Origin of the sequence: Novosphingobium resinovorum, assembly GCF_001742225.1 — a bacterium.
Taxonomy (GTDB): domain Bacteria; phylum Pseudomonadota; class Alphaproteobacteria; order Sphingomonadales; family Sphingomonadaceae; genus Novosphingobium; species Novosphingobium resinovorum_A.
The window spans coordinates 1,282,828-1,305,840 of the sequence record NZ_CP017076.1 but is presented as its reverse complement, the minus strand read 5'-3'; the positions used below and the strand labels follow the sequence as shown (position 1 = coordinate 1,305,840).

General features: G+C 66.6%; 21 protein-coding genes. 8 read left to right on the top strand and 13 right to left on the bottom strand.

Annotated elements, in window-relative coordinates; translation table 11 throughout:
* Positions 1-3: 3 nt before the first annotated feature.
* From BES08_RS23135 to BES08_RS23115, 5 genes are all read left to right on the top strand, one after another.
* Positions 4-387, top strand: a complete 384-nt coding sequence (locus BES08_RS23135) for an OsmC family protein (RefSeq protein ID WP_036530159.1) — start codon at positions 4-6, stop codon at positions 385-387.
* A gap of 110 nt (positions 388-497) precedes the next feature.
* The gene (locus tag BES08_RS23130; RefSeq protein WP_069709475.1) at positions 498-992 is read left to right on the top strand and encodes an RNA polymerase sigma factor; all 495 of its coding nucleotides are present in this window, start codon (positions 498-500) and stop codon (positions 990-992) included.
* A 106-nt stretch (positions 993-1,098) separates the two neighbouring features.
* Positions 1,099-2,073, top strand: a complete 975-nt coding sequence (locus BES08_RS23125) for a FecR family protein (protein ID WP_197524497.1) — start codon at positions 1,099-1,101, stop codon at positions 2,071-2,073.
* Between the two features lie 121 nt (positions 2,074-2,194).
* The gene (locus BES08_RS23120; RefSeq protein ID WP_083274795.1) at positions 2,195-4,678 is read left to right on the top strand and encodes a TonB-dependent receptor; all 2,484 of its coding nucleotides are present in this window, start codon (positions 2,195-2,197) and stop codon (positions 4,676-4,678) included.
* An 8-nt stretch (positions 4,679-4,686) separates the two neighbouring features.
* Positions 4,687-5,373, top strand: coding sequence for a TonB family protein (locus tag BES08_RS23115; protein ID WP_069709474.1), 687 nt, complete (start codon positions 4,687-4,689; stop codon positions 5,371-5,373).
* Positions 5,374-5,376: 3 nt separating this feature from the next.
* On the opposite strand, the gene BES08_RS23110 is transcribed toward BES08_RS23115, so the two are convergent.
* Positions 5,377-6,435, bottom strand: coding sequence for a cytochrome-c peroxidase (locus tag BES08_RS23110; RefSeq protein WP_231958343.1), 1,059 nt, complete (start codon positions 6,433-6,435; stop codon positions 5,377-5,379).
* Positions 6,436-6,522: 87 nt separating this feature from the next.
* Complete coding sequence (locus tag BES08_RS23105; protein ID WP_036530148.1) at positions 6,523-7,836, bottom strand: MFS transporter; 1,314 nt, start codon at positions 7,834-7,836, stop codon at positions 6,523-6,525.
* Positions 7,837-8,178: 342 nt separating this feature from the next.
* On the opposite strand from BES08_RS23105, the gene BES08_RS23100 reads away from it, so the two are divergent.
* Positions 8,179-8,580, top strand: a complete 402-nt coding sequence (locus BES08_RS23100) for a pyridoxamine 5'-phosphate oxidase family protein (protein ID WP_036530145.1) — start codon at positions 8,179-8,181, stop codon at positions 8,578-8,580.
* 78 nt (positions 8,581-8,658) lie between these two features.
* On the opposite strand, the gene BES08_RS23095 is transcribed toward BES08_RS23100, so the two are convergent.
* The 5 genes from BES08_RS23095 to BES08_RS23075 all read right to left on the bottom strand — a co-directional run bounded on the left by BES08_RS23095 (position 8,659) and on the right by BES08_RS23075 (position 12,865).
* Positions 8,659-9,141 (bottom strand): DUF2753 family protein, encoded by a 483-nt coding sequence (locus tag BES08_RS23095; protein ID WP_069709473.1) that lies wholly within the window; start codon positions 9,139-9,141, stop codon positions 8,659-8,661.
* 251 nt (positions 9,142-9,392) lie between these two features.
* The gene (locus tag BES08_RS23090) at positions 9,393-9,788 is read right to left on the bottom strand and encodes an acyl-CoA carboxylase biotin carboxyl carrier protein subunit (protein ID WP_008828884.1); all 396 of its coding nucleotides are present in this window, start codon (positions 9,786-9,788) and stop codon (positions 9,393-9,395) included.
* Positions 9,789-9,792: 4 nt separating this feature from the next.
* Complete coding sequence (locus BES08_RS23085; RefSeq protein ID WP_036530141.1) at positions 9,793-11,505, bottom strand: pyruvate, phosphate dikinase; 1,713 nt, start codon at positions 11,503-11,505, stop codon at positions 9,793-9,795.
* Positions 11,502-12,116, bottom strand: coding sequence for a hypothetical protein (locus BES08_RS23080; RefSeq protein ID WP_036530138.1), 615 nt, complete (start codon positions 12,114-12,116; stop codon positions 11,502-11,504). The genes BES08_RS23085 and BES08_RS23080 overlap by 4 nt, the downstream gene beginning before the upstream one ends.
* A complete protein-coding gene (locus BES08_RS23075; protein WP_231958342.1) occupies positions 12,116-12,865 on the bottom strand; it encodes a PEP-utilizing enzyme in 750 nt (249 codons plus the stop codon). Before BES08_RS23075 ends, BES08_RS23080 begins: the two co-directional genes overlap by 1 nt.
* Positions 12,866-13,009: 144 nt before the next feature.
* Between BES08_RS23075 and surE the strand changes: the two genes are divergently transcribed.
* Positions 13,010-13,780, top strand: a complete 771-nt coding sequence (gene surE, locus BES08_RS23070; RefSeq protein ID WP_036530133.1) for a 5'/3'-nucleotidase SurE — start codon at positions 13,010-13,012, stop codon at positions 13,778-13,780.
* A 195-nt stretch (positions 13,781-13,975) separates the two neighbouring features.
* On the opposite strand, the gene BES08_RS23065 is transcribed toward surE, so the two are convergent.
* From BES08_RS23065 to BES08_RS23040, 6 genes are all read right to left on the bottom strand, one after another.
* Entirely contained in the window at positions 13,976-15,199 is a 1,224-nt protein-coding gene (locus BES08_RS23065) for a thiolase family protein (protein ID WP_036530131.1), read from the bottom strand.
* Positions 15,199-16,749: a class I adenylate-forming enzyme family protein gene (locus tag BES08_RS23060; protein ID WP_036530125.1), complete on the bottom strand. Its 1,551-nt coding sequence runs from the start codon at positions 16,747-16,749 to the stop codon at positions 15,199-15,201. Before BES08_RS23060 ends, BES08_RS23065 begins: the two co-directional genes overlap by 1 nt.
* A 117-nt stretch (positions 16,750-16,866) precedes the next feature.
* Complete coding sequence (locus tag BES08_RS23055; protein WP_036530123.1) at positions 16,867-18,324, bottom strand: pyruvate carboxylase; 1,458 nt, start codon at positions 18,322-18,324, stop codon at positions 16,867-16,869.
* A gap of 5 nt (positions 18,325-18,329) precedes the next feature.
* Positions 18,330-19,697: an acetyl-CoA carboxylase biotin carboxylase subunit gene (locus BES08_RS23050; RefSeq protein WP_036530120.1), complete on the bottom strand. Its 1,368-nt coding sequence runs from the start codon at positions 19,695-19,697 to the stop codon at positions 18,330-18,332.
* Between the two features lie 4 nt (positions 19,698-19,701).
* On the bottom strand, positions 19,702-20,202 hold the full coding sequence (locus tag BES08_RS23045; protein WP_036530117.1) for an acetyl-CoA carboxylase biotin carboxyl carrier protein: 501 nt from the start codon (positions 20,200-20,202) through the stop codon (positions 19,702-19,704).
* Positions 20,199-21,746 (bottom strand): hypothetical protein, encoded by a 1,548-nt coding sequence (locus tag BES08_RS23040; protein WP_202902899.1) that lies wholly within the window; start codon positions 21,744-21,746, stop codon positions 20,199-20,201. Before BES08_RS23040 ends, BES08_RS23045 begins: the two co-directional genes overlap by 4 nt.
* Before the next feature lie 127 nt (positions 21,747-21,873).
* On the opposite strand from BES08_RS23040, the gene bioB reads away from it, so the two are divergent.
* The gene (bioB, locus tag BES08_RS23035) at positions 21,874-22,932 is read left to right on the top strand and encodes a biotin synthase BioB (RefSeq protein WP_036530109.1); all 1,059 of its coding nucleotides are present in this window, start codon (positions 21,874-21,876) and stop codon (positions 22,930-22,932) included.
* Positions 22,933-23,013 lie beyond the last annotated feature (81 nt).

Below are 23,013 nucleotides of genomic sequence, written 5' to 3'. Positions count from 1 at the left end.
ACGATGGCACATGGAACCGCACATATCGGCGATACCCCTTGGCGCACCGAGATCGTCGTCGGCGGCCACGCGATCACGGCGGACGAGCCTGAGGCTCTGGGCGGACAAGGCGCAGGCCCGGCCCCCTACGACCTGCTGCTTGCCAGTCTGGGCGCGTGCACCGCGATCACGCTAAAGATGTACGCGGCGCGCAAGGGCTGGCCGTTGCAGTCGCTCGACGTCGAACTGCATCTGGGAGGCGGCAAGGACGGCATGCATATCGAGCGCCGGCTGGCGATCATCGGGCTGGACGAGAACCAGAAAGCCCGTCTCGCCGACATCGCCGAGCGTACGCCGGTAACGCTCACCCTCAAGGGCGGATTGCCGATCGAGACGACGCTCGCCTGAAACCATTGCCGTGCCTGTGGACGGGATACCGGGCCGCGCGACAAATAATTGCGAATGATTCGCAATCATGTTAGCGGCCCTCATTCCGTCAACTTCACCCGAGACCCTGCTTGGACGACCTGATCCGCCACCGCGTTGCTCTCGTGAGCTATGCGCGGCCGATCGTGCGCGATCGGTCCGAGGCGGAGGATGTCGTGCAGGAGGCATTTCTCAGGCTTGCGGCGGCCGACGGCAATGCCGCTCGGCAGAATATCCGCAGCCCGCTGTCCTATCTCTACCGCATCGTACGCAACATCGCGCTCGACAAGGTGCGGCGCGAGAAGATCGAACGGCGCGAAGAGGAAGTCCCGCAGTGGTGGATGCTGCCCACGGAAACCGCCAGCCCCGAAGACGAGGCCGCCAGAGGACAACTGATCGACAGGATCGAGAAGGTCCTTAGGGACATGGAGCCGCGCATGCGCCTCGCTCTCGAGATGAACAGGTTCGAAGGATACACGCTTCAGGAGATCGCCGACAGATTATCGGTCTCGGTCGCGACCGTGCATCGCCTCGTCAGGGAGGCGCTCAGCCGGATAGCCATGGCGATCGGGGAGCACGAGGCATGAGCCATGCTCCTTCATGCCGAAAAAAATGCGGCACGCGTGAAAAATGCGTGAGCCTCGACCGTCATGCAGGTTGCCGGAGCATCGGCGCAGCAGCAAGGCAGACACCATGAACCCCGCCCCGCTTTCGAAGGAGACGATGGACGCTGCCGTCGGCTATCTCCTCGACGCGCAAGCCGCGCCGGAAGACACGGCGCTGCGCGAGCGCATCGAGGCGTGGCTGGATGAAACGCCCGAGCATCGGCAGGCATGGACGCAGGCGCGCAAGGCCTGGGCCGTGCTTGGCGATGTGGAGCGGGCGCAGCGGGCGCCGTCTTCTACGGCGACGGTACTGCCCTTTACCCCGCGGGCGCGATCGCAACCGACTTATCGCCGGGTCATGGCCTCGCTCGGCGCACTGGCGGCCTCGGTCGCACTGGCGCTTGCGATCTCGCCGTCGCTGCTGCTCAGGCTGAGCGCCGACTATGCCACCGGCACCGGCCAACTGCGCGACGTGCAATTGCCGGACGGGACGCGGGTGACGCTTGGCGCACGCAGCGCGATAGACGTGGACCTGACCGGCAATGAGCGGCGTGTCCGACTGGTCGCGGGCGAGGCATGGTTCGATGTGGCGCGCGATCCCGCCCATCCCTTCGTCGTCGCCAGCGGACGCACCGAAACACGTGTGCTGGGCACGGCATTCGAGGTCCGCTCCAGCCGGGAGCAAACGCAGGTCGGTGTCGCCAGAGGGCATGTGCGCGTCAGCGCGAGCGGCAACAGCGAGGACCTGCTTCCCGGCGACCGCGTCCTTGTCGACAATGCAAGCGGCGCGATGCGCGAGGACAAGGTGCCGGTCGCTTCGCTCGCGGGATGGCGCGATGGCTATCTCTTCGCCGAAAATGCGACGGTCGGAGAGGTCGTCGAGGAAATGCGGCGCTATGACAAAGGCTGGATCGTCCTTGCCGACAAGGCGCTGGCCGCCCGCCGCATCACGGGTCTGTATGATGCTCGCAGACCGGCAGCAGCGCTTGCCGCGATCGTCGAGCCTGCCGGTGGTTCGATCACCCGCGTCACCCCCTACCTGACGATCATTCGGGCGCGCTGACTGCGCCTTTTCGCATGATGTGCGAAAAAATTCTCGAACGGCGTGAAAAATTCCGGCGCCCCCTCCGTCTACTTCGCGATTGCAACGCAATTGCAAGTTCGGATCAATCTGGGGGTATCCTATGACAATCAAATCGCGTGGCGGGCTGCGTCCCCGCCGTGATGGCCTGCGCCTTGCGCTGTTGGCGGCTGCGTTAGGGACGAGCATGATCGCGCTCGCCGCGCCGGTGCAGGCACAGGAAGCATCGCAGTCGGCAGGCACACGCTTCGATATTCCCGCGCAGCCGCTTGCGAGCGCGATCAACATGTTCGGGCGGCAATCGGGGCTGCAGGTCACGGCGGACGCCACGCTCGTAAACGGCGTGCGCAGCCAGGCGATCCAGAGCGAGATGCCCGCGCTCACGGCGCTCAGCCACATGCTGTACGGCACCGGTATCACCTGGCGCATGGCGGGCAATGCCGTCGTGCTCATCGCGGCGCCGAGGGGCGCGGACGGCGCCGTCCAACTGGGATCGGTGCGTGTCGAGGCCGCCTCCATGGACGGCGCAGGTACTTACGCGGGATCACCTGATCTTCCCCCAGCCTATGCAGGCGGCCAAGTCGCAACGGGCGGACAGCTTGCCCTGCTGGGCAATGTCAGCGTGATGGACACGCCGTTCAACGTCACCAACTACACCAGCCAACTGATCGAGAACCAGAACAGCCGCAGCCTGCTCGACGTGCTCGACAACGATCCCTCGATCCGCGCAAGCGGCGCGCGCGACGGCGAGACCACCACGGTCATCATGCGCGGTTTCGAGCTGACGGGGCGCGAAGTGCTCGTCAACGGCATGTTCGGCGCTTCCGACACGCGCGGGACGATGATCGAGGCGGTCGAGCGGGTCGAAGTCCACAAGGGGCCGAGCGCGATGCTCAACGGCGTCAGCCCCTGGGGCTCGTCCTATGGCGGCTCGATCAACTACGTACTCAAGCGGGCCGGTGATGCGCCGCTCAACCGCGTGACGGCGACATATGCCTCGGAAAGCCAGTTCGGCGCCAATCTCGACGTGTCGCGTCGGTTCGGCGTGAACAAGGGCTTCGGCGTGCGCGTCAACGCGGTCTACCGCGACGGTGCCACCGACGTCGACTACACGAACAACCGCTCGGCCATGCTCGCCGCCGGGCTCGACTACCGCAGCGACGACTTGCGCGTGACGATCGACCTCGGCCATCAGGACCGCCTGCTCAAGGGCGGCTGGAGCAGCACCCGTATCGGCTCGCGCGTGGCCGTGCCCAAGGCGCCCGATGCGCGGACCAACTCCAAGCAGAAGTGGGAGTTCTGGGACGGCCAGAACGACTACGCCATCGGCCGCATCGAATACGACTTCGCGCCCGGCTGGACGGCCGCTGCCGCCTATAGCCGCAACCAGTCGGATGAACTCTACATCCAGGTGATCGACAGCATCACCAACGTGGACGGCACCAAGAGCGGCTTTCCCTACTGGATCCCGGCGCGCAGCCGAAACGAGAGCTATGAGGGCTCGATCAAGGGCAAGTTCGATACCGGGCCGGTCTCGCACAGCCTTTCGGTGATCGCCTCGGCCAACAATGCAAAGCGCGGCCAGCTGAACTACTACATCGCGAACTGCACCACCGGTTGCGCGGCCTCGAACATCTACACCCCGATCTATTACCCGGCGCCCGATACCAGCGCCTTGAGCAAGGATGCCGGGCGCCTGACGTCCCAGTACGACTACGAGGGGCAGGCCGTCGCCGACATCATGAGCATGGCCGATGACCGTGTCGTGCTGATGGTCGGCGCGCGGCGGCAGAAGGTGGGGCAGAAGACCTTCTCGACCGCCGGTGACCTGACCCGGCGCTATAATCGCAACCGGGTGTCGCCTTCGGTCGGGCTGGTGGTGAAGCCGGTGGAGAACCTCTCGGTCTACGCCAGCTACATCGAATCGCTCAATCCGGGCGGCATCGCCAGCAGCTACTACGCCAATGCCGGCGACATCTTCATGCCCTTCGTCACCGACCAGTACGAAGCCGGTGTGAAGTATGATCTCGGCACGTTCACCGTCACCGCCGACGTGTTCCAGATCGCGGTGCCGAGCGCGGTCGAAGTGGCCAGCACCACCGGCGGTTCGCCAACGCTCGAATACGACGGCCTGCAGCGCAATCGCGGCATCGAGCTGAACCTGTTCGGCCAGCCCTTCGACCACCTGCGGCTGCTCGGCGGCGTGATGTACCTCGACGCGGAGATGACGAAGACCGAGGGCGGGCTCAACGACGGACGCCGCGCACGCGGTTCGCCGGAGTTCAACGCCAACCTCGGCGCCGAATGGGACGTGGCGATGGTGCCGGGCCTGACCGTGACCGGCCGCGTCGTCTACACCAGCCGCGAGTACATCGACCTCACGACCACCAACGCGCGCAGCATCCCGGCCTGGACCCGCGTAGATGCCGGTATCCGCTATGCCTTCGAGGCGGCAGGACGGCCGATGCAGGTCCGCCTGACCGCAGACAACCTGTTCGATCGCAATTACTGGGCGGCGGCGTCGCGCGGGGTGCTGACGATGGGTGCGCCGCGCTCGATCCGCGCGTCGCTCGCCATCGATTTCTGATCGGGGCGATGGCCTATCGCCAATCCCCGGCTGACCGCCTGCGCGGCCTGTCGATCACGCTCCTCCTGCACGTTTGTGCGGGGGGAGCGTTGCTCGTCGGCTGGTCTTTCGCGGCGGCCCCGCCGCCGCTGCGTGCTCCGCTGACGGTGATCGATCTTGCCGCGCCTGCATCCCCGCCGCAGCCCGAGCAGGAAACACCCAAGGATGCCCCGGAGCCAGTGGAGCAGCAGGACCCGGTGCCGCCGGTGCCCCAGCGGATCGAAGTGCCGCAGGCGGCGATCGCCCTGGCGCCATCCTTGCCAGCGGCGCGCCCCGTCGATGCACCGCAACCCCGCCCCGCACAGGCGGAGGCCGCAGCGCCCAAGGCGATCGAGGTGCCGCCCGCCGTCACCGTATCCTCCAACGCACCCGACAGCTGGGAGGGCCGCGTCCTCGCCCGGCTTGCCAGCCGCAAGCGCTACCCGGCGACAGCCCGCGCGCGGCGCGAGCAGGGCGTTGCGTGGGTGCGCATCACCATGGACCGCCGGGGCCGTGTGCTTGCGGTGGCATTGGCACAAGTATCGGGCAGTTCGGCGCTCGACCGCGAGGCCCTTGCGCTGCCGCACCGTGCGGACCCGCTGCCCGAACCGCCGAAGGAGCGCGGCGGAGAAACCCTGGACCTCGTGGTCCCCGTCGAGTTCATGCTGCCGCGTTGAAGCTTACAGCGCCTGCAGGAATGCGACCAGCGCCTCACGCTCCTCGCGCGTAAGATCGCGGGGTTTGAGCAGGGGGTCGGCCTGTGGCGGCGGCGCGGCCTCGCCGGGCGCCTGCACCGCGTCGTTAGGACCGCCGCCGCCGGAATAGAACATCACGACCGGCTCGAGAAACGGGAAGAAGCCGTTGTGCATGTAGGGCCGCGTATGGATCAGTCCGCGCAGCGTCGGCGTGCGGAACGCGCCGACGTCCTCGGGACGCCCTGTGACATTCCAGCGCCCCAGGTCCTGGCGCTCGGTGCCGTAGAAGCTCAGCCCCAGATTATGGAACCGGTTGTCAGTCAGCAGCGGGCCGCTGTGGCAGTTCGCGCAGCCCGCCTTGGTGCGGAACAGGTGAAGCCCCCGCAACTGCTGGTCGCTGAACGCCGAAACCCCTTGGGTGAACACGCGGTCCCAGCGATTGCGCGGCGGGGTCAGGCTGCGTTCGTAGGCGGCGATCATTCCGGCAATGTCGCCGAGCCTGATGCGGCGCGCGCCGATCCGTTCGGCAAAAGCGTCGCGATAGCTGGCCTCGCGATTGATCCATCGCTCGATCCGCTTGCGGCTTCCAGCCATTTCGAGAGGATCGGAGAGCGGTCCCAGGACCTGGCCTTCAAGGGTCGCCTCCCTCCCGTCCCAGAACAGTCCATGAGTCCATGCAGCGGCAATGAGCGATGATGCGTTCCTCCGCCCGCGCTTGCGATCATGCCCGAATGAGGTGCGCAGGCCATCGGTGAAACCAAGCTCTGCATTGTGGCAGGATGCGCAGGCGATCTGCCGCGATCCGGAAAGCCTCGGCTCTTCGAACAGTCTCTGCCCAAGCGCTATTTCTTCGGGGACCTGAGGCGTAGGCAGGGATGGGACCGGACCGAACTCGGCGAAATGCGCTCCCGGCTCAAGCCAGGGCCGCGGCCAGCTATCGGGCTGCCCGGCATAGAGCGCCCGCAATGTTGCCACTTCGCCATCGCCCGGGTCGGCCCGCGATCCGGGCGATGGCGAAGCAAGGGCCAGGGCAATCGCTGACATCGCAAGCATCAAGGAACCAATTGGGGAAGTCACGGAGCACTCTCGCGATGAACAGTTCATCGAAGACGAATGGGCGCCCCGGTTTTTTCATGTCGGCTGAGACTTCAAAAAGCGACGCGCAGTCGCTATCGAGCGCGCAGCGCAGGCAGTCGAAAGCAACAATGCAGGAATCGCCGTGACGGCGATCGCGGTCAGCAGACGTCCACCAAGCAGCAGGTCCGACAACGCGCCCGCAGCCAGGGGACCGATCGCGCAGAACACCGATACCACGAAGCTCCAGATGGCAAAGCTGCGCGCGCGTAGCGTGGCCGGGGTCAGATCCTGCAACATGGTCGGAACCAGGGCGTTCGCGGTGCAGGTGACGAACAGGAAAAACGCCACCACCCACAGCGCCGCGCCCACGCTGTCTATCACGATCAACAAAGCGGAGCACGGCACCGCGCACAAGGCACCCGCGCCCATGATCAACGGACGTGCCGCCAGACCGAAACGGCTCCGCAGCGTCCGGTCGAGCACACCCGCCACCGGCAGGCAACCGATCGAGGTCACGAGCGTGACCACCCCCATGGCATGGCCGACCTTGCCGAGGTCCGCATCGAAGCGTCGCTCCAGCGCCAGCGCAATCAGCGGATTGAGCGCTTGCACCGCGATCATCAGGCTTCCCGCAACGCCGACGAACAAACCCACGGCCTGCCACCGCTCACGCAGAAAGGGTCCGAGCGCGGCCGACCTCCCTCCTGGGTCCGACGGCGCGATCTGGCGCGCCGGGTCGTGAGTCAGGAGGCCGAGGGCAAAGAGCGGGGCACCGGCGAAAGACAACAGCAGCAGCGCCTTGCGCCACGGCTCCATGGCCAGGGGTATCGTTTGTCGGGCCATCTGGACGATCACGTCGCCGAAGTAGAAGCCGGCGCTCGCTCCGGCAGCCATCAGCGCAGCGAAGCACAGATTGGCCGTCACGCGATGCCGATCCGGCGCGATGTCGGGGATCATCGAGTACACGATCGGTATCATCGCGAACTCGGTTACGCCCGAAGCCGCGCGGCCTACGAAGAACAGCGGAAAATCGGGCGCCAGTGCGCTCAGGGCCATGAGGCACGTCCAGCCCGCGATCAGGCCGAGCAGCACTTTCTTGCGCGACAGGCGATCCGCGAGCCTGGCCAGCGGTACGGCGACCGCGCTGCCGACAAGGACACCGGCAAGGCCCTGAAGCGCCCCGATCGTCGCATCCCCGACCCGAAAACTGTCCTGGATCGCCGAGAGCAGGATCGACTGAAGGCCCCGGTCGCTCATCTGGACACCCGCCGTCACGCCGAGAAAGGCGACGGTGAACAAGCCGCCGGAAGTCCATGTCGCCGGTCCATCGGCGCTATCGGCCTCGTACTCCGGCAGTGCCAGCGCCATTCCGTCTCGCCCCACGATATCGAGCACACGTCGCTGCGGACGCGGCGAACGGACAAGCAGTCGCATCTGGAAAACGGCACTGCAAGTGATTCTCACTAGCCTCTTCCAAGCGATGCCCGGACAGTACGAGGTCCTTGTCCGGATTTGCATATCCTATCGTCAATGGCGCTGAGGGCAGTCATGACATCAGGATCGAACACGCATTCTGCCAAATTATTGCATTTGCGAATCATTATATATAACGGTTTACGTGCGCGGTATCCGCGCGATCTCAGCCCCTACGAGCCTACGCGCCGGCACGCCGTCGGCCATCCCGCTCGAACCGGAAAGAAATGACCCGCCATGAGCTTTCTCGACGAAACCATGAAGCAATTCCTTGCCGTCCAGCTGCCGATCCAGTCCACGGTGAGCAAGGAAGGCCTCCCTGACATCGGCCCCAAGCGCTCGCTTCGCGTTTATGACGACAAGACGCTTATCTATAACGAAAACACCGGTGGCCAGACGCTGCAGAACATCCTCGACGGATCGAAGATGGCCGTCGCGGTGATCGATCGCGATGCGCTCGACGGCTATCGTTTCATCGGACGGCCCGAAGTCTTTTCCGAGGGCGATGCCTTCGATAACGCCGTCGCTTTCGCCGACACGGCCGGGATGAAGACGCCGAAATTCGCCGTGCTCATCCATATCGAGGACATCTTCACGCTCCGCTCCGGCCCGACCGCGGGAACCAGACTGGCGGCCTGATACGGCTGGATACCGATCCGGCGCCCAGGCGTCGGATCGGTATCGGTCCATTGAAGCGACCGTGCCTTCACCCCGTTCTCAATACCGGGGAGATGACGGGTCCATGGCGCGAAGCGCAGCGCTGCGCACCTCCATCACCTGAGCGACAACTGCATCGCTCGACCAACCGGCGCGGGGCAATACGGACGTCAGGCTCCGTACTGCGCCTTTCAGGTGAACAAGGCACTGTCGGCGGAAATCCGGCGGACTTTCCATGTCGTCGACCACTTCCACGAGTCGCCGCGACAGCCCGGCGATCGCTTTGCCCGCATCCTCGCACCGGCCCAGGACGATCCAGTTTTCGGCAGCATTGGTGGTCGCGACTACCAGCATCGGCGCCGGATCGCAGCGCATCACACCGCCCGCCTGCGCAATCTCGAACAGGCGGTTCGCTTCGTAAAGCGCCGCTCCGTACAGGCGATCCGCTTCATCCCAGCGGCGTTTGGCGAATGCCATGTTGGCAAAGCGGTTCAGCCGCTTCCAATGCCGGTCGTCCAGGGGCCGATCGCCGGGCTGATACACAGGGCTTCCTTTTTCACTTGCATATGCGACTGCTTCGCATTAGCTTTTATTTCGCGGCTTGCCTCTCTCGTCAAGCCTCAAGCCCGGAGGAATGCTTGTCATGGGGCATTCCTCTCATCCTGTGACCCTTGGCCGGAGCGGCTCCTTGCCTTGCTCGCTCCGGCCACCTTTTTGTCACGGACATGAAAATCCACCCGGCACCGCAGAAAACGGCGCCCGGTGGTGAATTATGCGATCTTTCGATGCAGCCCTCAGGCGGCCGCGATCTCCACCAGATCGGCGCCATATTCGACGAGGTCGTTGGCCGCCGCGTGCACCGCGCTGACCACGCCGGCGGCAGTGCTGACCACCTCGGTCTTGCGTCCCAGCACGTCGAGGCGGGCGAGCACGTCGCCGACCTGCACCGCGTCTCCGGCCGCGCAGCACGGCTCGAACAGGCCGAGGTGCGGTGCCTGCGCGACGCCCGCGATCGTGGCCGCAGTGACGGCCTCCGCCGCGCCGGCCTCCAGCGCCAGCAGCGGGTTCGCGCCGCCCTCCGGCCGGGCGAGGAACAGCGACCAGTCGGCCGAGCGGAAGTACAAGTCCTTCAGCGGCGAGCGCTCGAACTGCAGCAGCATAGCGCGGATATCGTGAATGGGCGAGGTCATCGGCTCAATCCTCCAGCGCGACCAGAAGGGCCGGCAGCACCGGCTCGGTTATCATGCGCGTAATCCCCGCCCGCCGGGCGATGCGCGCGATCTCGGCATTGGCGAGGCCGCTGCCGCGCGCCGCGGCGTGGCCCGCCAGCGCGCTCGCCAACTGTTCGTGGGTGCCTTCGGCCAGCAGCAGATCGACGTCCACCGCATCGGCGGAGGCGGCGTCCTCAGGGCGCAGCACTTCGATCGGGCAACGCTCGCGCGCCCAGCCGATCAGGCGGGAGAGGCGCTCGTCCTCGTCCTCGCGCGGCACCTGCGTTGCGAGTGCGCCTGCGAAGACCTTGCCGCTGGCGCCGTCCACGGTGACCACCTGCCCCGCCAGCACCAGGGCGCCGCTGCCGGTGCCGACCACGCAAGGGCGCCCCAGCGCCCGGCTGACGACGGCGGCGTGCGAGGTGGAGCCGCCCTGCTCGGTCACGACGGCGCGTGCGGCGATCATGCCGTGGACGTCGTCGGGACTGGTGGTGGCGCGCACCAGGATCACCGCTTCCCCAGCGGCGGCACGGCGCTCGGCTTCGTCGGAATCGGCCACCAGCACGCCGGTGGCGACGCCGGGGCAGGCGCCCTCGCCTTGCGCCACCACCTGTGCGCCCTCGGCGGCGTTGGGGGCGAGACGCGGCAGCAGTAGTGTCGAGACCTGCTCGGCGCTGACGCGGGAGAGCGCGGTGGCGGCGTCGATCCGCCCCTCGCCCACCATGTCCACCGCGATCCGCACCGCAGCCTCCGGGGCGCGCTTGGCCGAGCGGGATTGCAGCAGGTACAGCCTGCCCGACTGCACGGTGAACTCGATATCCTGCACGTCGCCGTTCTCGCGCTCCAGCATGTCGCTGGCGGCTAGGAGCGCGGCGTGCGCGTCGGGCACATGCGCCTGCATGGCCCCCAGCGAGAGCGGGGTGAATTTGCCCGAAACCACGTCCTCGCCCTGCGCGCGCGGCAGGTATTCGCCATAAGGCGCAGGGTCGCCCTGCAGCGGATTGCGGCTGAACAGGACGCCGGTGCCGCTCAGATCGTCGAGGTTGCCGAAGACCATCGCCTGCACCGTCACCGCCGTACCCATGTCGTGCGGGATGTTGTTATGTTCGCGGTAACGCCGCGCGCGGCGGGTGTTCCAGCTGTCGAACACCGCCCGCACCGCGCCGAGAAGCTGGTCGTGCACCGCGCCCGGAACCTCGCCGATCGCCGCGCGCCACTGCGCCGGGCTTTCGGCAGCCTCCAACTCGACCGGCTGCCTGAGCACGATCGAACTGTAGAGTTCGAGGAACCGCCGATGCGTATCGCGGGCGAAGGCAGGCAGGCCCGTCTCGGCCGCCAGTGCCGCCTCGCCGTCATCGTCGATGCCGAGGTTGAGCACGGTGTCCATCATGCCGGGCATCGAGATCGCGGCGCCGGATCGGATAGAAAGCAGCAGCCGCTTGGCACCCGCGCCGAAGCTGCGGCCGGTACGACGTTGCAGCCAGTCGAGCCCGGCGGCGATCTCGGCCTCAAGCCCCTCGGGCATTTCGCCGCGCTCCAGATAGGCGAGGCACGCCCGGGTGGTGATGACGAAGGCGGGCGGCACGTCGAGGCCGAGCGCGGCCATGCGCGCCACCGACCATGCCTTGCCGCCGATCAGCGCGCGGTCGGGCAGATCGGCCCCGTCGAGCAGGAGAGTCCAGTCGGCCATCGTCATTCCTCCCGCTCGCGACCCATGGTCCGCAGCAGTTCCTCGTGCAGTTCGAACCAGACGGTATGGTAGCTGTCGCGCCGGATATCACTGACCCATTCGGGGTCGCCGTCCTCGGCCGCTTCCAGCGCGGCGAGCAGCTTGTCGGCGTAGTATTGCAGGCGCGGCAGGCGGCCCGCCAGCTTGGCGAGGATCGGCTCGGCCTGTTCGTGCAGGGCGCCGAGGCGGTCTATCACCGCGTCGTCGTGGGCCTTGTCGCTGTGGTCGTTGGCCACTTTGGCACCGCCGATGTCGAGCGTCTGCCAGTCGGTGATGATCTGCTTGAGCGTGCGGTTGATCCGCTCGAAACCCTCGTAGGCGCTCACGAACGCCGCGTCCTCGCGCACATCCGCGAAGTGGCGCGCATAGCGGGCGGTGAGCGCCACGCCGGCAAGCGGCGTCAGCGCATAGGCGCCGCGCGCCTCGATCACGCGGCCGGTGGCGACGGCCTGGGCGATCACCGCCTGTGCCGTCGCTTCGGGAAGCCCCGCAAGGTGCGCGATGGCGGGCAGCGGCGCATGGCGCTTGATCGCCGTCGCATGGAGCACCAGATCGCGCTCGGTCATGGTCGTCGCCATCACGCCGCCTCCCCGATCACCCAGACCCGCGCGACGCGCTCGACGCCCTTTTGATAGTCCTCCGTCGTCTTAGCCGGGGCGGAGACTTCCACCGAGATGCGATCGCCTTCGCGGATACCGGCCACCTTGGCGTTCATCAGGCAGGGGATGTTGTACTCGCGCGTCAGGATGCCAAGGTGCGAGCGGACCGAGCCCCCGGCGCAGACCACGCCCGCGAACTGGTCGATGATCGGCGCGGTCAGGGTGCCGCCCGAATCGTCGATGATGGCGATGGCACCGGTGGGGACGCCGCTCGACAGCAGTTCCATGACCCGCTCGTTCGAACGCACGTAAAGCGCCTGGCCGACGATGTCGGTGGGATAACGCACGACGTTGTCGCCAAGGCCGCGCAGGGCCTTGCCATCACCGTCCGCGTCGCCGCTGGGCGCCTCGGGATGCGTGAAACCGGTACTGGCTTCCGAAGCGGTGCCATCGGGCTTGTGCGCTTCGGGCCGCTCGGTGACGGAGACGCGCGCGGACCAGTCGAAGCGATGGCCGCTGGCGAGGATGCGGGCCTCGACGGACTCGATGTCCTCACGCGTGACGAGATCGTCGGCGGCGGTCAGCGCGAAGGCGTCCCAGTCCAGTCCCGATTCGCCGAAACGCGCGCGGATGCGTTCGCGCACAAGGTCCAGCACGGCTTCCACCAGCGGCGTCGCCGGCGGACCTGCGTGCAGCACGTCGTCGATAGGCAATTTAACGGAGCCCACGGTCCCTCCCAATCCTCTTTGTTGCGCACAGGGATGCCGCATGCCGATCACCCTGTCAACATGATTGGATGAAATCGTCGGACGATCTTGACCGCGCACGCAGGCTGTCGTAGCCCTCGCTCGGGAATAATCGGGAGGATATGGATGACTGGAACCCCACCGCGCGTATTGCTCGTCAACGACGACGGCATCGACGCGCCCGGCCTTGTGCTGCTGGAAAAGATCGTGCGCCGGTTCACCGACGACGTATGGGTCGTGGCGCCGGACGACGAGCGTTCGGGCGCGGGGCACTCGTTCTCGACCACGCTGCCGATTCGCGTGAAGCAGCGCGACGAGCGACACTTCGCGGTGAAGGGCACGCCGACCGACTGCGCGCTTCTGGCGATCTACGAACTGATCGAGGGCAAGCGGCCAGACATCCTGATCTCGGGCATCAATCGCGGCCCGAATCTGGCCGAGGACATTACCTATTCCGGCACGGCAGCGGCAGCGATGGAGGGGGCCTTGCTGGGCATTCCGGCGATCGCGCTCAGCCAGTGCTTCCGCCCGCCGAACGCGGTGCCCTGGGACAATGCCGAGCGTTTCGCCGGGGACGTGATCGAGAAGCTGCTGCGCTTCGACTGGAAGCCGGGGCTGTTCGTGAACGTCAACTTCCCGGAATGCCCGGCCGACGAAGTGACCGGCATGCGCGTGACCACGCAAGGGCAGCGGCCGCCGGGCGCGTTCATCCCGGAGCGGCGGGTCGATGCGCGGCACTTCCCGTATTACTGGGTGAAGATCGCCCTTCCGGCGGGCGGCCATGCGCCGGGCAACGACCTGCAGGCGATGCTGGACCGGGAGATTTCGATCACGCCGATGCAGCTCGACATGACGGCGCATGCGGCCAAGGCGGGGCTGGAGGCGCTGTTTGGGTGAGGGGAACGCGGCGGTCCGGGCAGTATTACGACGCCCTGGATTGCTGCGGCCCTACGGGCCTCACAATGACGATGGCAGGGTTGGAACTTCGTGTGTTCTCTTCCCCATTCGTCATTGCGAGCGTAGCGAAGCAATCCAGAGCGGCTTAAGCTGGTCTGGATTGCTTCGCTACGCTCGCAATGACGGAGGTATCGCTCAATCCCGCGCGAGGATCGTCACAGCCGACATGCCATCCTCGACACCGTAGAACCCTCCCGAGTTCTCCGCCACGGCCACGCGCGCGCCTTCGACCTGTCGCTTGCCAGCCTGCCCGCGCAGTTGCGTGACGAGTTCGTGGATCTGCCCCAGCCCCGTCGCCGCCAGCGGATGCCCCTTCGACACCAGCCCGCCCGAGACGTTCACCGGAACGCGGCCGCCCAATGCCGTCTCCCCGCGCTCGGCGGCGCGCCCGGCCTCGCCCGGTGCACACAGGCCGAGCGCTTCGGTCTGGATCATCTCGCCGATCGAACTGGCGTCGTGGACTTCGGCGAGATCGACGTCCTGCGGGCCGATCCCGGCGCGCTCGTAAGCCAGCGCCGCGACCTTGCGGGTGACGTGGTTCGCATAGTCGTCCGGCGCGCGGTCGCTGCCGGTGCGGTTTTCCGCCGCCAGCACGCAGATCGGCCTGCCCGAGAAGCGCTTGGCGAAATCCGCCGAGCAGACGATCGCCGCCGCCGCGCCGTCGCTGATGGGCGCGCACATCGGGTTGGTCAGCGGCCAGGCGACTTGCGGCGCGGCGAGGATTTCCTCGACGCTCATCGCCTCGCGGTACTGCGCCAGCGGGTTGAACTGCGAATGCCAGTGATCCTTCGCCGCCACCGCCGCGATCTGAGCCTGCGTCGATCCGTAAGTGCCCATGTGAAGGCGCGCCTGCGCGGCATAGGCTTCCATCAGCACGTTGGGACTGGCCGCGACCTTGTCCGCCGGGACGGGGGCGAGGAGATCGCGAATGCGCTCGATATAGGCGGCCGCCTCCACCATGTCGCGCGGCTGCTGGAACACGGCGAAGCGCTTGGCGCGATCGTCGCTGTAGAGCTTCTCCACACCGACGACGAGCGCCACTTCGGCAAGGCCCGCCTTCACGTAGTCTACCGCGAGGTGCAGGCCAACCGTGGAACTGGCGCAGGCCTGTTCGACATGGAACCCGCGCACGCCGGAAATGCCGAGCGGGCGCAGCGCATACTCGCCGGGGATGGACATTTCGCCCGCGAAGAAGCCCTGAATGACGTTGGCATAGACCGCCATGTCGATCGCCGCGCCGTCCAGCCCGGCATCCTCCAGCGCCAGACGCACCGCGGCTTGCGTGAGCTGTTCGTGGCTCTTGTCCAGATGACGGCCAAAGGGCGTCATGCCGACGCCGAGGATCACCACATCGCGCATCAGATCGTCCTTCCCACCGGCTGCCAGTGGCGCTTGCGCAGTTCGGCGCGCAGCACCTTGCCCGCGTTGGAGCGCGGCAGCGCGGCCATCACTTCCACCCGCTTGGGCGTCTTGACCGGGCCGAGCCGCTCGCGTGCTTCCGCCAGCAGCCTCTCAAGATCGATGGTGCAGCCGCCGCGCGGTTCGACGATGGCGACGACGGCCTCGCCCCACTTGTCGTCGGGGACGCCGATCACGGCGCAGTCCTGCACTTGCGGATCGGCCATCAGCGCCTGCTCCACTTCGGCGGGGTAGACGTTGAAGCCGCCCGAGATGATCATGTCCTTCTTGCGGTCCACCACGTAGAACCAGCCCTGCTCGTCACGCACACCAATGTCTCCGGTATGGTGCCAGCCATGGGCGGAGACTTCGGCGGTCGCCTGAGGGTTCTTGTAGTAGCCCTGCATCACCAGCGGCCCGCGCACGACGATCTCGCCACGCTCTCCGGGGCCGAGGATGCGACCGTCGTCATCCATGATCTCGACGATGGACAGCAGGTTCGCGCGCCCGCAGGAGCCGGGATGCGCGAGGTTGCCGGCATCGTCGAGATGTTCGTGCGGCGGCATGGCGGTAACGCACATCGGCGCCTCGGTCTGGCCGAAGCTGGCGTTCATCACCGGGCCGAAAAGCGCGATGGCCTCCTTCAGCCGGTCGAGCGACATCGGCGCCCCGGCGTAGGAGATATATTCGAGGCTGGAGAAATCGGCGGTCTGCGCGGACGGCTCCGCCAGCAGCATGTAGATCGCGGTCGGGGGCAGGAACATGTAGGTGACGCGGTGGCGCGCGATAGCCGCTACCACTTCGGCCGCATCGAAGCGCGGCAGCACCACCACCGTCCCGCCCAGCGCCATGCTGGCAAGCGCGAGCGGCCCCGCCGCATGCGTCATCGGCGCGGCAACGAGGTTCACCGGCGGACGCTTCATCGGCATCGAGGCGACGAGGCTGGACACCAGCGCCTGCCAGTTGCCGTTCGACAGCATCACCCCCTTGGAGCGTCCGGTGGTGCCGCCGGTATTGGCGAGGAAGCCCAGCTCCTCCGCCGCGCCCGAACGGCGCTGGGGCACGGGTTCGTCGCTCTCCACCAGCATGTCGCCAAGAAAGCGGTCGGCCTCCGCAAACGCGCGATTGAGCGCGACGAAGCGGCGGATGTTGGGGCAGGCCTCGCGGAAATGCGCGACCCGGTCCGCCACTTCGGAATGGACGAAAAGCGTGTCCACATCGAGCAGGTCGAGCAGATAGGCGTTCTCGTCCAGCGAGGCGCGGTTGTTGGCCATCACCCAGACGCCGTCGGCGCGCAGGATGCCCAGGATCGCCTCGAAAGCGCGGACGCTGTTGCCGCTCAGCACCGCCGCGTGGCCGCCCGCCGGAAAGCCGTCGGCGATCAGAGCGCGGGCGATGGCATCGCTGCGCGCCTTGACCTCGCCATACGTGCTGACGCGCTCGCCCTCGATCATGCAGGCTTGGTCGGCGCCCATGCGCGCGCCGCGGTCGAAGAAGTCGATCATCCGCATCCGCGCGAAAAGTCCCCGCCAAAGCGTTTTCTAATCAGGTCAAATGGCCTGATGACTCGGAAAACGCGTAAAACAAAAACGTAGAGCAGTTTGGCCGACGCAGTCGGCTCGACTGCTCTACTGCCGCATCGAGAGTTCGAGCTGGCTGGAGCGCAGCTGCACCAGCGGCAGGTTCGCCACCTTCATCAGCCGGGCCACCTGATCCAGTTCGGGCGAGGACAGCGTCGGATAGTCCCGGCGCGGCGCTCCCGAAAGGCGCATGCGGTCGATGTCGGCGGACGGCACTAGCGCGCGCAGAAGCAGTTCGTCGTCATCCCCGCCGGTGCCGTGGCGGCGATGCAGTTCCTCGCGGTCGGGCTGTTCGGGCGGGCTGGCGAGGATTTCCTTGGCGCGCGGTTTCGACAGGATGCGGTCCAGCACATCGGCGTCGATCGGCGCGACGGGCTCGCCATAGAAACCGGCTGCGTACTGGATCACTTCGTCCGGCACCACCGAGTAGCGCTTGCCCGTCACGATGTTGAGCACCGCCAGCGTGCCGACCAGCTGCGCGAACGGCGTCGCCATGCCGGGATAGCCCAGTTCGCGGCGCACGCGCGCGACTTCCTCCAGCACGTCGGGCAGGCGATCCAGCATGTTCTGCTGTACCAGCTGTGCGCGCAGGGTGCCCATCATGCCGCCCGGGATCTGGTGCTTGAGCGAAGTGACGTCGTACTCGAAATGCTGGTTCACCAGGAACCCGGCCGCTTTGCCGACCTTCTCGAAGTGATCGGCCACCGGCTTGAACAGCGACGTGTCGAGGTTGTGGGTGTGGCCCAGCATCTCGACATTGCGGGCCATGATCTCGACCGAGGGGATCGAGGGACCGTTGGCCATCGGGCGCACGGCGGTGTGGATCGTCGTCACCCCGAACTCGATCGCGTCGATATAGGACTTGGCCGACTGGCCGAGCATGTTGTTGGCATGCATCTCGATCGGCTTGCCGCGCGCCTTGGCCTTGATCGCAGGGACCAGCGTGGAAATCCGGTCTCGATCGAGCACGCCGCCGGTGTCGTAGAGCAGCAGGCTGTCCACCTCGTCCAGCGCCGAAAGCTTGTCCGCCTTGTCCGCGTAATAGGCATCGTCGTGGACCGGGGAGAGCGTGAACAACATCGTGCCCGCCACCTGGCACTGGTGCCGCTTGGCGATGCGGGCGAGACGGTGCATCTTGTCGATGTTGAACAACACATCGTAGAGCCAGAAGCTGCGGATGCCGTGGGCGCAGAGGCGATCCACCCAAATGTCCATCAGCGCATCGGGCGTGAAGCCGAAAGTCACCGACCCGTTGGAGCGGCACCCGGCGCGCAGGGGCGTGTCCGGCATCGCCTTCACCAGCAGGTCGAGGCCCGCCCAGGGGTCTTCCTGGCAATGCCGGATCAGCACTTCGAACAGCGAGGAACCGGCCAGGCTGATGATCTGATAGCCGGTCCTGTCGATCAGCGGCGCCACCGGCAGGGCCATGCCCGCCTGCATGCGCATGCCCCACAGGCTCTGCTGGCCGTCGCGCAGGGTTTCGTCGAGGAACTGGATATGCGCCATGGGGATTACTCCGCTGCCATGCGCTGCGCGGTGAACAGGTCCTGTTCCAGCCAGCGGGTGTGAATGGTGTTCGACCGGAAGTGCTCGTCGCGAAGAATCTCGCGGTGGAGCGGGATGGTCGTGGGCACGCCTTCGACCTCGAAGGCGTCGAGCGCGCCGATCATGCGGTCGATCGCGGCGTCGCGGGTGTCGGCGTGGACGATCAGCTTGCCGATCATGCTGTCGTAGAATGGCGGGATGCTTGCGCCTTCACGCATGTGGCTGTCGAGGCGGATGCCCTCGCCCTCGGGCGGGCGCCAGCGGGTGACGGTGCCGGGCACCGGCACGAAATCGCGCGCGGTGTCCTCGGCATTGATGCGGCATTCGATGGCGTGGCCGGTGAGCACGACATCCTGCTGGCGCACCGAAAGGCCCTTGCCCGCCGCAACGCGCAACTGTTCCTGCACCAGATCGCGACCCGTCACCATCTCGCTGACCGGGTGCTCCACCTGGATGCGGGCGTTGACCTCGATGAAGTAGATCTCCTCGCGCATCACGTCGTAGAGGAACTCGCACGTCCCCGCGTTGCGGTAGTTGACGCTTTTCGCAAGGTTCACCGCCGCCTCGTGCAGCTGCGCGCGCAAAGCGTCCGGCATCGCTACACAGGGCGCTTCCTCGACCACCTTCTGATAGCGGCGCTGGACCGAGCAGTCGCGCTCGCCGAAGTGGATCACTTCGCCCTGCCCGTCGCCCATGAGCTGGACTTCGACGTGGCGCGCCTCGGGCACGAAACGCTCCATGAACAGGGTGCCGTCGTTGAAAGCGGCCAGCGCCTCCGCGCTCGCGCGGTGGTATCCGGCTTCGACTTCGGACGGGCCGTTGACGATGACCATGCCGCGCCCGCCGCCGCCCGCCGCCGCTTTCAGCAGCACGGGATAGCCGATGTCGCCTGCGATCCGGCGGGCATCGGCTGCCGAGGCGATCTCGCCGCTGCCGGGCACCAGCGGTACGCCTGCGGCAGCGGCCATCTCTCGCGCGCGCAATTTGTCGCCCAGCGCTTCGATCATGTCCGCTTCGGGGCCGACGAAAGTGATGCCGTGCTCCTTGCAGAGCCGTGCCAGTTCGGCGCGTTCGGACAGGAAGCCGTATCCGGGATGGAGCGCGTCACACCCGCTGGCCTTGGCGGCCTGCACCACCAGTTTCGCGTCGAGATAGCTTTTCGCCGCAGGTCCGGGGCCGAGCACCAGCGCTCGGTCGGCCAGCCTTGCGGTCACGCTGTCACGGTCGGCATCGGAGACGCCGATCACGGTTTCCAGGTTCAGCCCTTGCGCGGCGCGAAGCACGCGAAGGGCGATTTCCCCCCGGTTGGCGATGAAGAGGCGGGACAGGGCCATGGCGCTATTCCGGCCGGATCACGAAAAGCGGCTGCCCGGCCGAAACCAGATCGCCATCGCTGGCGAGCACTTCCAGAACGGTGCCAGCGGCCCCTGCGCGCACGGCGGTGAACAGCTTCATCACCTCCACCAGACAGACCTCGGTTTCGGCGGAAACACGCCCGCCCACCTCGACATAGTTAGGCGCACCGGGCTTGGGCGCGCGGTAGAAGGTGCCAAGGTAAGGCGCCGTCACGACGACCGCGCCGTCCGGCACCGCAGGCGCTCCCGCCGGTGCCGCCACGGCAGCTGCAGGCGCGGCCTTGGAGGCAGGTGCAGCGCTGGCAACCGGCGCAGCGACCGAGACACGCGGGGCATCAAGCCCGGAGGCATCCGCATCCTGCGAGAGATAGACCTCCAGTTCGCCGCAGCGGGCGTGCAGTTCGCGCAGGCCCGACTGCTTGAACTCGGCGATCAGCAGTTCCAGTTCGGGCAGCGAGGTTTCGTCAGGGTCTTTGCCGCTCATGCGCGCGCACTCCGAATGGCTTCGACATCGTCACGGCTGAGGCCCACGCCCCGGCCCGCCAGCGGCGAGCCTTCCTGTTCAAGCCGGTAGAGCGCCTGAACCTGTGCATCGTCGGGGTGGAATTTGGCCGTGGTGTCGCAGATGAAACGATACTCGGGCGCCATCTGCGCGGGTTGCAGCGCCCTTGCCCGGGCGTTGTACTCGGCCAGCGGCAGGCGTCCGGCGGTGGTGGTGTAAAGGTCCTGCTTGGGCGGCAGGTGCGAGACGCCCGGCCCGATCGGTGCCAGCTTGCCGCCCGTACCTTCTCGCTGCAGCACCGAATAGGGGATCTGCGAGATGTAGCGCACCGGGTTGTTGTTATGCTGCATCATCGCATAGCGATTGAGCTGCTGGCTCGGCAGCGAGACGAGGCCCACCATCTCGCCCAGGAAATCGCGGCCGAACTCGTCGTTGAACAGGCTGCGGAACCGGTCCGCGCGCGGGTCGATCGTCATCCAGTCGTTCACGTCGTAAACGCCCGCGATATGCGCGATCTCCTTGATGAGCGAGAAGTAGACGAGCGCGCCCGCATCCATCATCTCGTCGCGCGACCAGGTGGCCGTGCGCTTCCACAGTTCGACGGTGGCCTTGCGGATGCGGTCAGTCAGATCCTCGAAAGTGGCGGCCAGTTCCTCGGCCGAACCCATGCCGACCGGGATGTAGCCGCCCGACAGCGCATCGGATGTATAGAGGCCCACGCCGGTCAGCTTGTCGGCGGTGAATTCGGGGCGGGATTCGAAGCTGCCCCAGTCGTCCATCAGGTAGAACTGGCAGCCTGTGGCCTCCATCGTCACCGTCAGGTTGCTGAAGGGGATGTCGCCCGCCACGCCGTCGAGCCAGGGATAGTCGCCCTCTGCCAGATCGGAGAAGTCGCGGATGATCATCTCGCGGTCTTCGGCAAGGCGATAGGGCCCGGAATTGTTGAGCGCACAGCGGCTCTCGCACGAGACGAGGAAGCCGTACTGCGACACCGTGGCGAGGAACGCCTGCGCCGCATGACCGAGCCGGTCGCCGGGCTTGCAAGGCAGCAGTTCGGAGTGGAAGCGCTGCACCCGGCGTTCGGGCAAGTGCTGCACGCGCTGGCCGAATTCGCGGGCGTTGAGGTGCCCGTCCTCGCGCTGCTGCGCCAGCTTGAAGCGGCGCCAGAAGTCCATGACATAGGCCACGTCCTCCGCCGCATCCTCGGGCGCGAGCATACCGAAGTTGATGAGGATCTCGCGGCCCAGCAGGTAGAAGGTGGGGAGCGCCCAGCCCGGCAGGTTGCCCAGCTTGCCGCCGATCAGGCGCGAGCGGTCGCCCACTTCCTCGGCCGGCATCACCGCCTCCACCTTCCGCAGCAATTCCGGGTAACGGTAGAAGCAGCAGAGGTACGAAAGCAGCATGTACGACGGCACGGGAAACAGCTTCGATTCCTGCACGGTGCGCGTCACACAGAGCCAATAGGTATCATCACCTATGGTCTGGATAGCGTTGTTGGCCTCCAGCAAGCGAACGTAGTCGGTCATCATCCCCTGCCCTTGTCTTTGTTGCGAACCTTGTGGACTACAGCTTCGTGGTCTGTCAATATCGTCCGACGATTTTGATCGATAGAATTTGCCGTTGACGGCCGGACACATCGGGAGAGTACCAGAAATGCCGCAGGGATCGCCGTTCTCCACCACCCCTCGTACTGACTGGACCCGCGAGGAAATCGCGGCGCTATTCGACCTGCCGTTCACCGAACTGGTCTTCCGCGCCGCCGAAGTTCACCGCGCCAGCCACAAGGCGGACGAAGTGCAGCTTTCCACGCTGCTCTCGATCAAGACCGGCGGCTGCGTGGAGGATTGCGGCTATTGCTCGCAGTCGGTGTCCGCCAACAGCGGCGTCAAGGCGACCAAGCTGATGGAGGTGCAGGCCGTGCTCCAGCGCGCGGCGCAGGCGGCGGATCAGGGCTCCACCCGCTTCTGCATGGGCGCGGCCTGGCGCAACCCCAAGGACCGTGACATGCCCGCCATCATCGAGATGGTGAAGGGCGTGCGCGCGATGGGCATGGAAACCTGCATGACGCTGGGCATGCTGACGCCCGATCAGGCCGACATGCTGAGCGACGCGGGCCTCGACTACTACAACCACAACATCGACACGAGCCCTGAACGCTACGATCAGGTCATCACCACGCGCACGATGGAAGACCGCCTCGATACGCTGTCGAACGTGCGCATGGCGGGGATCAACGTGTGCTCGGGCGGCATCGTCGGCATGGGCGAGACCCGCGCCGATCGCGTGGGCTTCGTCCACACGCTCGCCACCTTGCCGGAGCACCCGCAGTCGGTGCCGGTGAACGCGCTGGTGCCGGTGAAGGGCACCGTGCTGGGTGACATGCTGGCCGACACACCGCTCGCCAATATCGACGACGTGGAGTTCGTGCGCACCGTGGCGGTCGCGCGCATCACCATGCCGGGCTCGATGGTTCGCCTCTCTGCCGGCCGCGAATCGATGTCGGAGATGACGCAGGCGATGTGCTTCATGGCCGGCGCGAACTCGATCTTCACCGGCGACAAGCTGCTGACCGCGCCCAACGCGGGCGACGACAACGATCTGGCGATGTTTGCACGGCTCGGCCTCAAGCCGATGGCGATCGAACTGACGCCCGCGCAAGTTGAAGCCCAGCGCATGCCGAAGGGCTGCGCGAAGCTGGAGGCTGCGGAGTAGTCCCGCCTGCGCTTCTGGCATAGCGCAAGGCCCACCCCGCTGCGACTAAGGCCTGCGGCCTAAGTCTCGCTCCCCCTCCCG

What these genes read in the sequence shown, in the direction of transcription:
- BES08_RS23125 (WP_197524497.1), top strand. Translation starts at nt 1,099, where the DNA reads ATGAACCCCGCCCCGCTTTCGAAGGAGACGATGGACGCTGCCGTCGGC.
- BES08_RS23135 (WP_036530159.1), top strand. Translation starts at nt 4, where the DNA reads ATGGCACATGGAACCGCACATATCGGCGATACCCCTTGGCGCACCGAG.
- bioB (WP_036530109.1), top strand. Translation starts at nt 21,874, where the DNA reads ATGCCGCAGGGATCGCCGTTCTCCACCACCCCTCGTACTGACTGGACC.
- BES08_RS23090 (WP_008828884.1), bottom strand. Translation starts at nt 9,788, where the DNA reads ATGACCTCGCCCATTCACGATATCCGCGCTATGCTGCTGCAGTTCGAG.
- BES08_RS23085 (WP_036530141.1), bottom strand. Translation starts at nt 11,505, where the DNA reads ATGACGATGGCCGACTGGACTCTCCTGCTCGACGGGGCCGATCTGCCC.
- BES08_RS23045 (WP_036530117.1), bottom strand. Translation starts at nt 20,202, where the DNA reads ATGAGCGGCAAAGACCCTGACGAAACCTCGCTGCCCGAACTGGAACTG.
- BES08_RS23050 (WP_036530120.1), bottom strand. Translation starts at nt 19,697, where the DNA reads ATGGCCCTGTCCCGCCTCTTCATCGCCAACCGGGGGGAAATCGCCCTT.
- BES08_RS23055 (WP_036530123.1), bottom strand. Translation starts at nt 18,324, where the DNA reads ATGGCGCATATCCAGTTCCTCGACGAAACCCTGCGCGACGGCCAGCAG.
- BES08_RS23060 (WP_036530125.1), bottom strand. Translation starts at nt 16,749, where the DNA reads ATGCGGATGATCGACTTCTTCGACCGCGGCGCGCGCATGGGCGCCGAC.
- BES08_RS23040 (WP_202902899.1), bottom strand. Translation starts at nt 21,746, where the DNA reads ATGACCGACTACGTTCGCTTGCTGGAGGCCAACAACGCTATCCAGACC.
- BES08_RS23115 (WP_069709474.1), top strand. Translation starts at nt 4,687, where the DNA reads ATGGCCTATCGCCAATCCCCGGCTGACCGCCTGCGCGGCCTGTCGATC.
- BES08_RS23105 (WP_036530148.1), bottom strand. Translation starts at nt 7,836, where the DNA reads ATGGCGCTGGCACTGCCGGAGTACGAGGCCGATAGCGCCGATGGACCG.
- BES08_RS23065 (WP_036530131.1), bottom strand. Translation starts at nt 15,199, where the DNA reads ATGCGCGATGTGGTGATCCTCGGCGTCGGCATGACGCCCTTTGGCCGT.
- BES08_RS23110 (WP_231958343.1), bottom strand. Translation starts at nt 6,435, where the DNA reads ATGTCAGCGATTGCCCTGGCCCTTGCTTCGCCATCGCCCGGATCGCGG.
- BES08_RS23080 (WP_036530138.1), bottom strand. Translation starts at nt 12,116, where the DNA reads ATGGCGACGACCATGACCGAGCGCGATCTGGTGCTCCATGCGACGGCG.
- BES08_RS23120 (WP_083274795.1), top strand. Translation starts at nt 2,195, where the DNA reads ATGACAATCAAATCGCGTGGCGGGCTGCGTCCCCGCCGTGATGGCCTG.
- surE (WP_036530133.1), top strand. Translation starts at nt 13,010, where the DNA reads ATGACTGGAACCCCACCGCGCGTATTGCTCGTCAACGACGACGGCATC.
- BES08_RS23100 (WP_036530145.1), top strand. Translation starts at nt 8,179, where the DNA reads ATGAGCTTTCTCGACGAAACCATGAAGCAATTCCTTGCCGTCCAGCTG.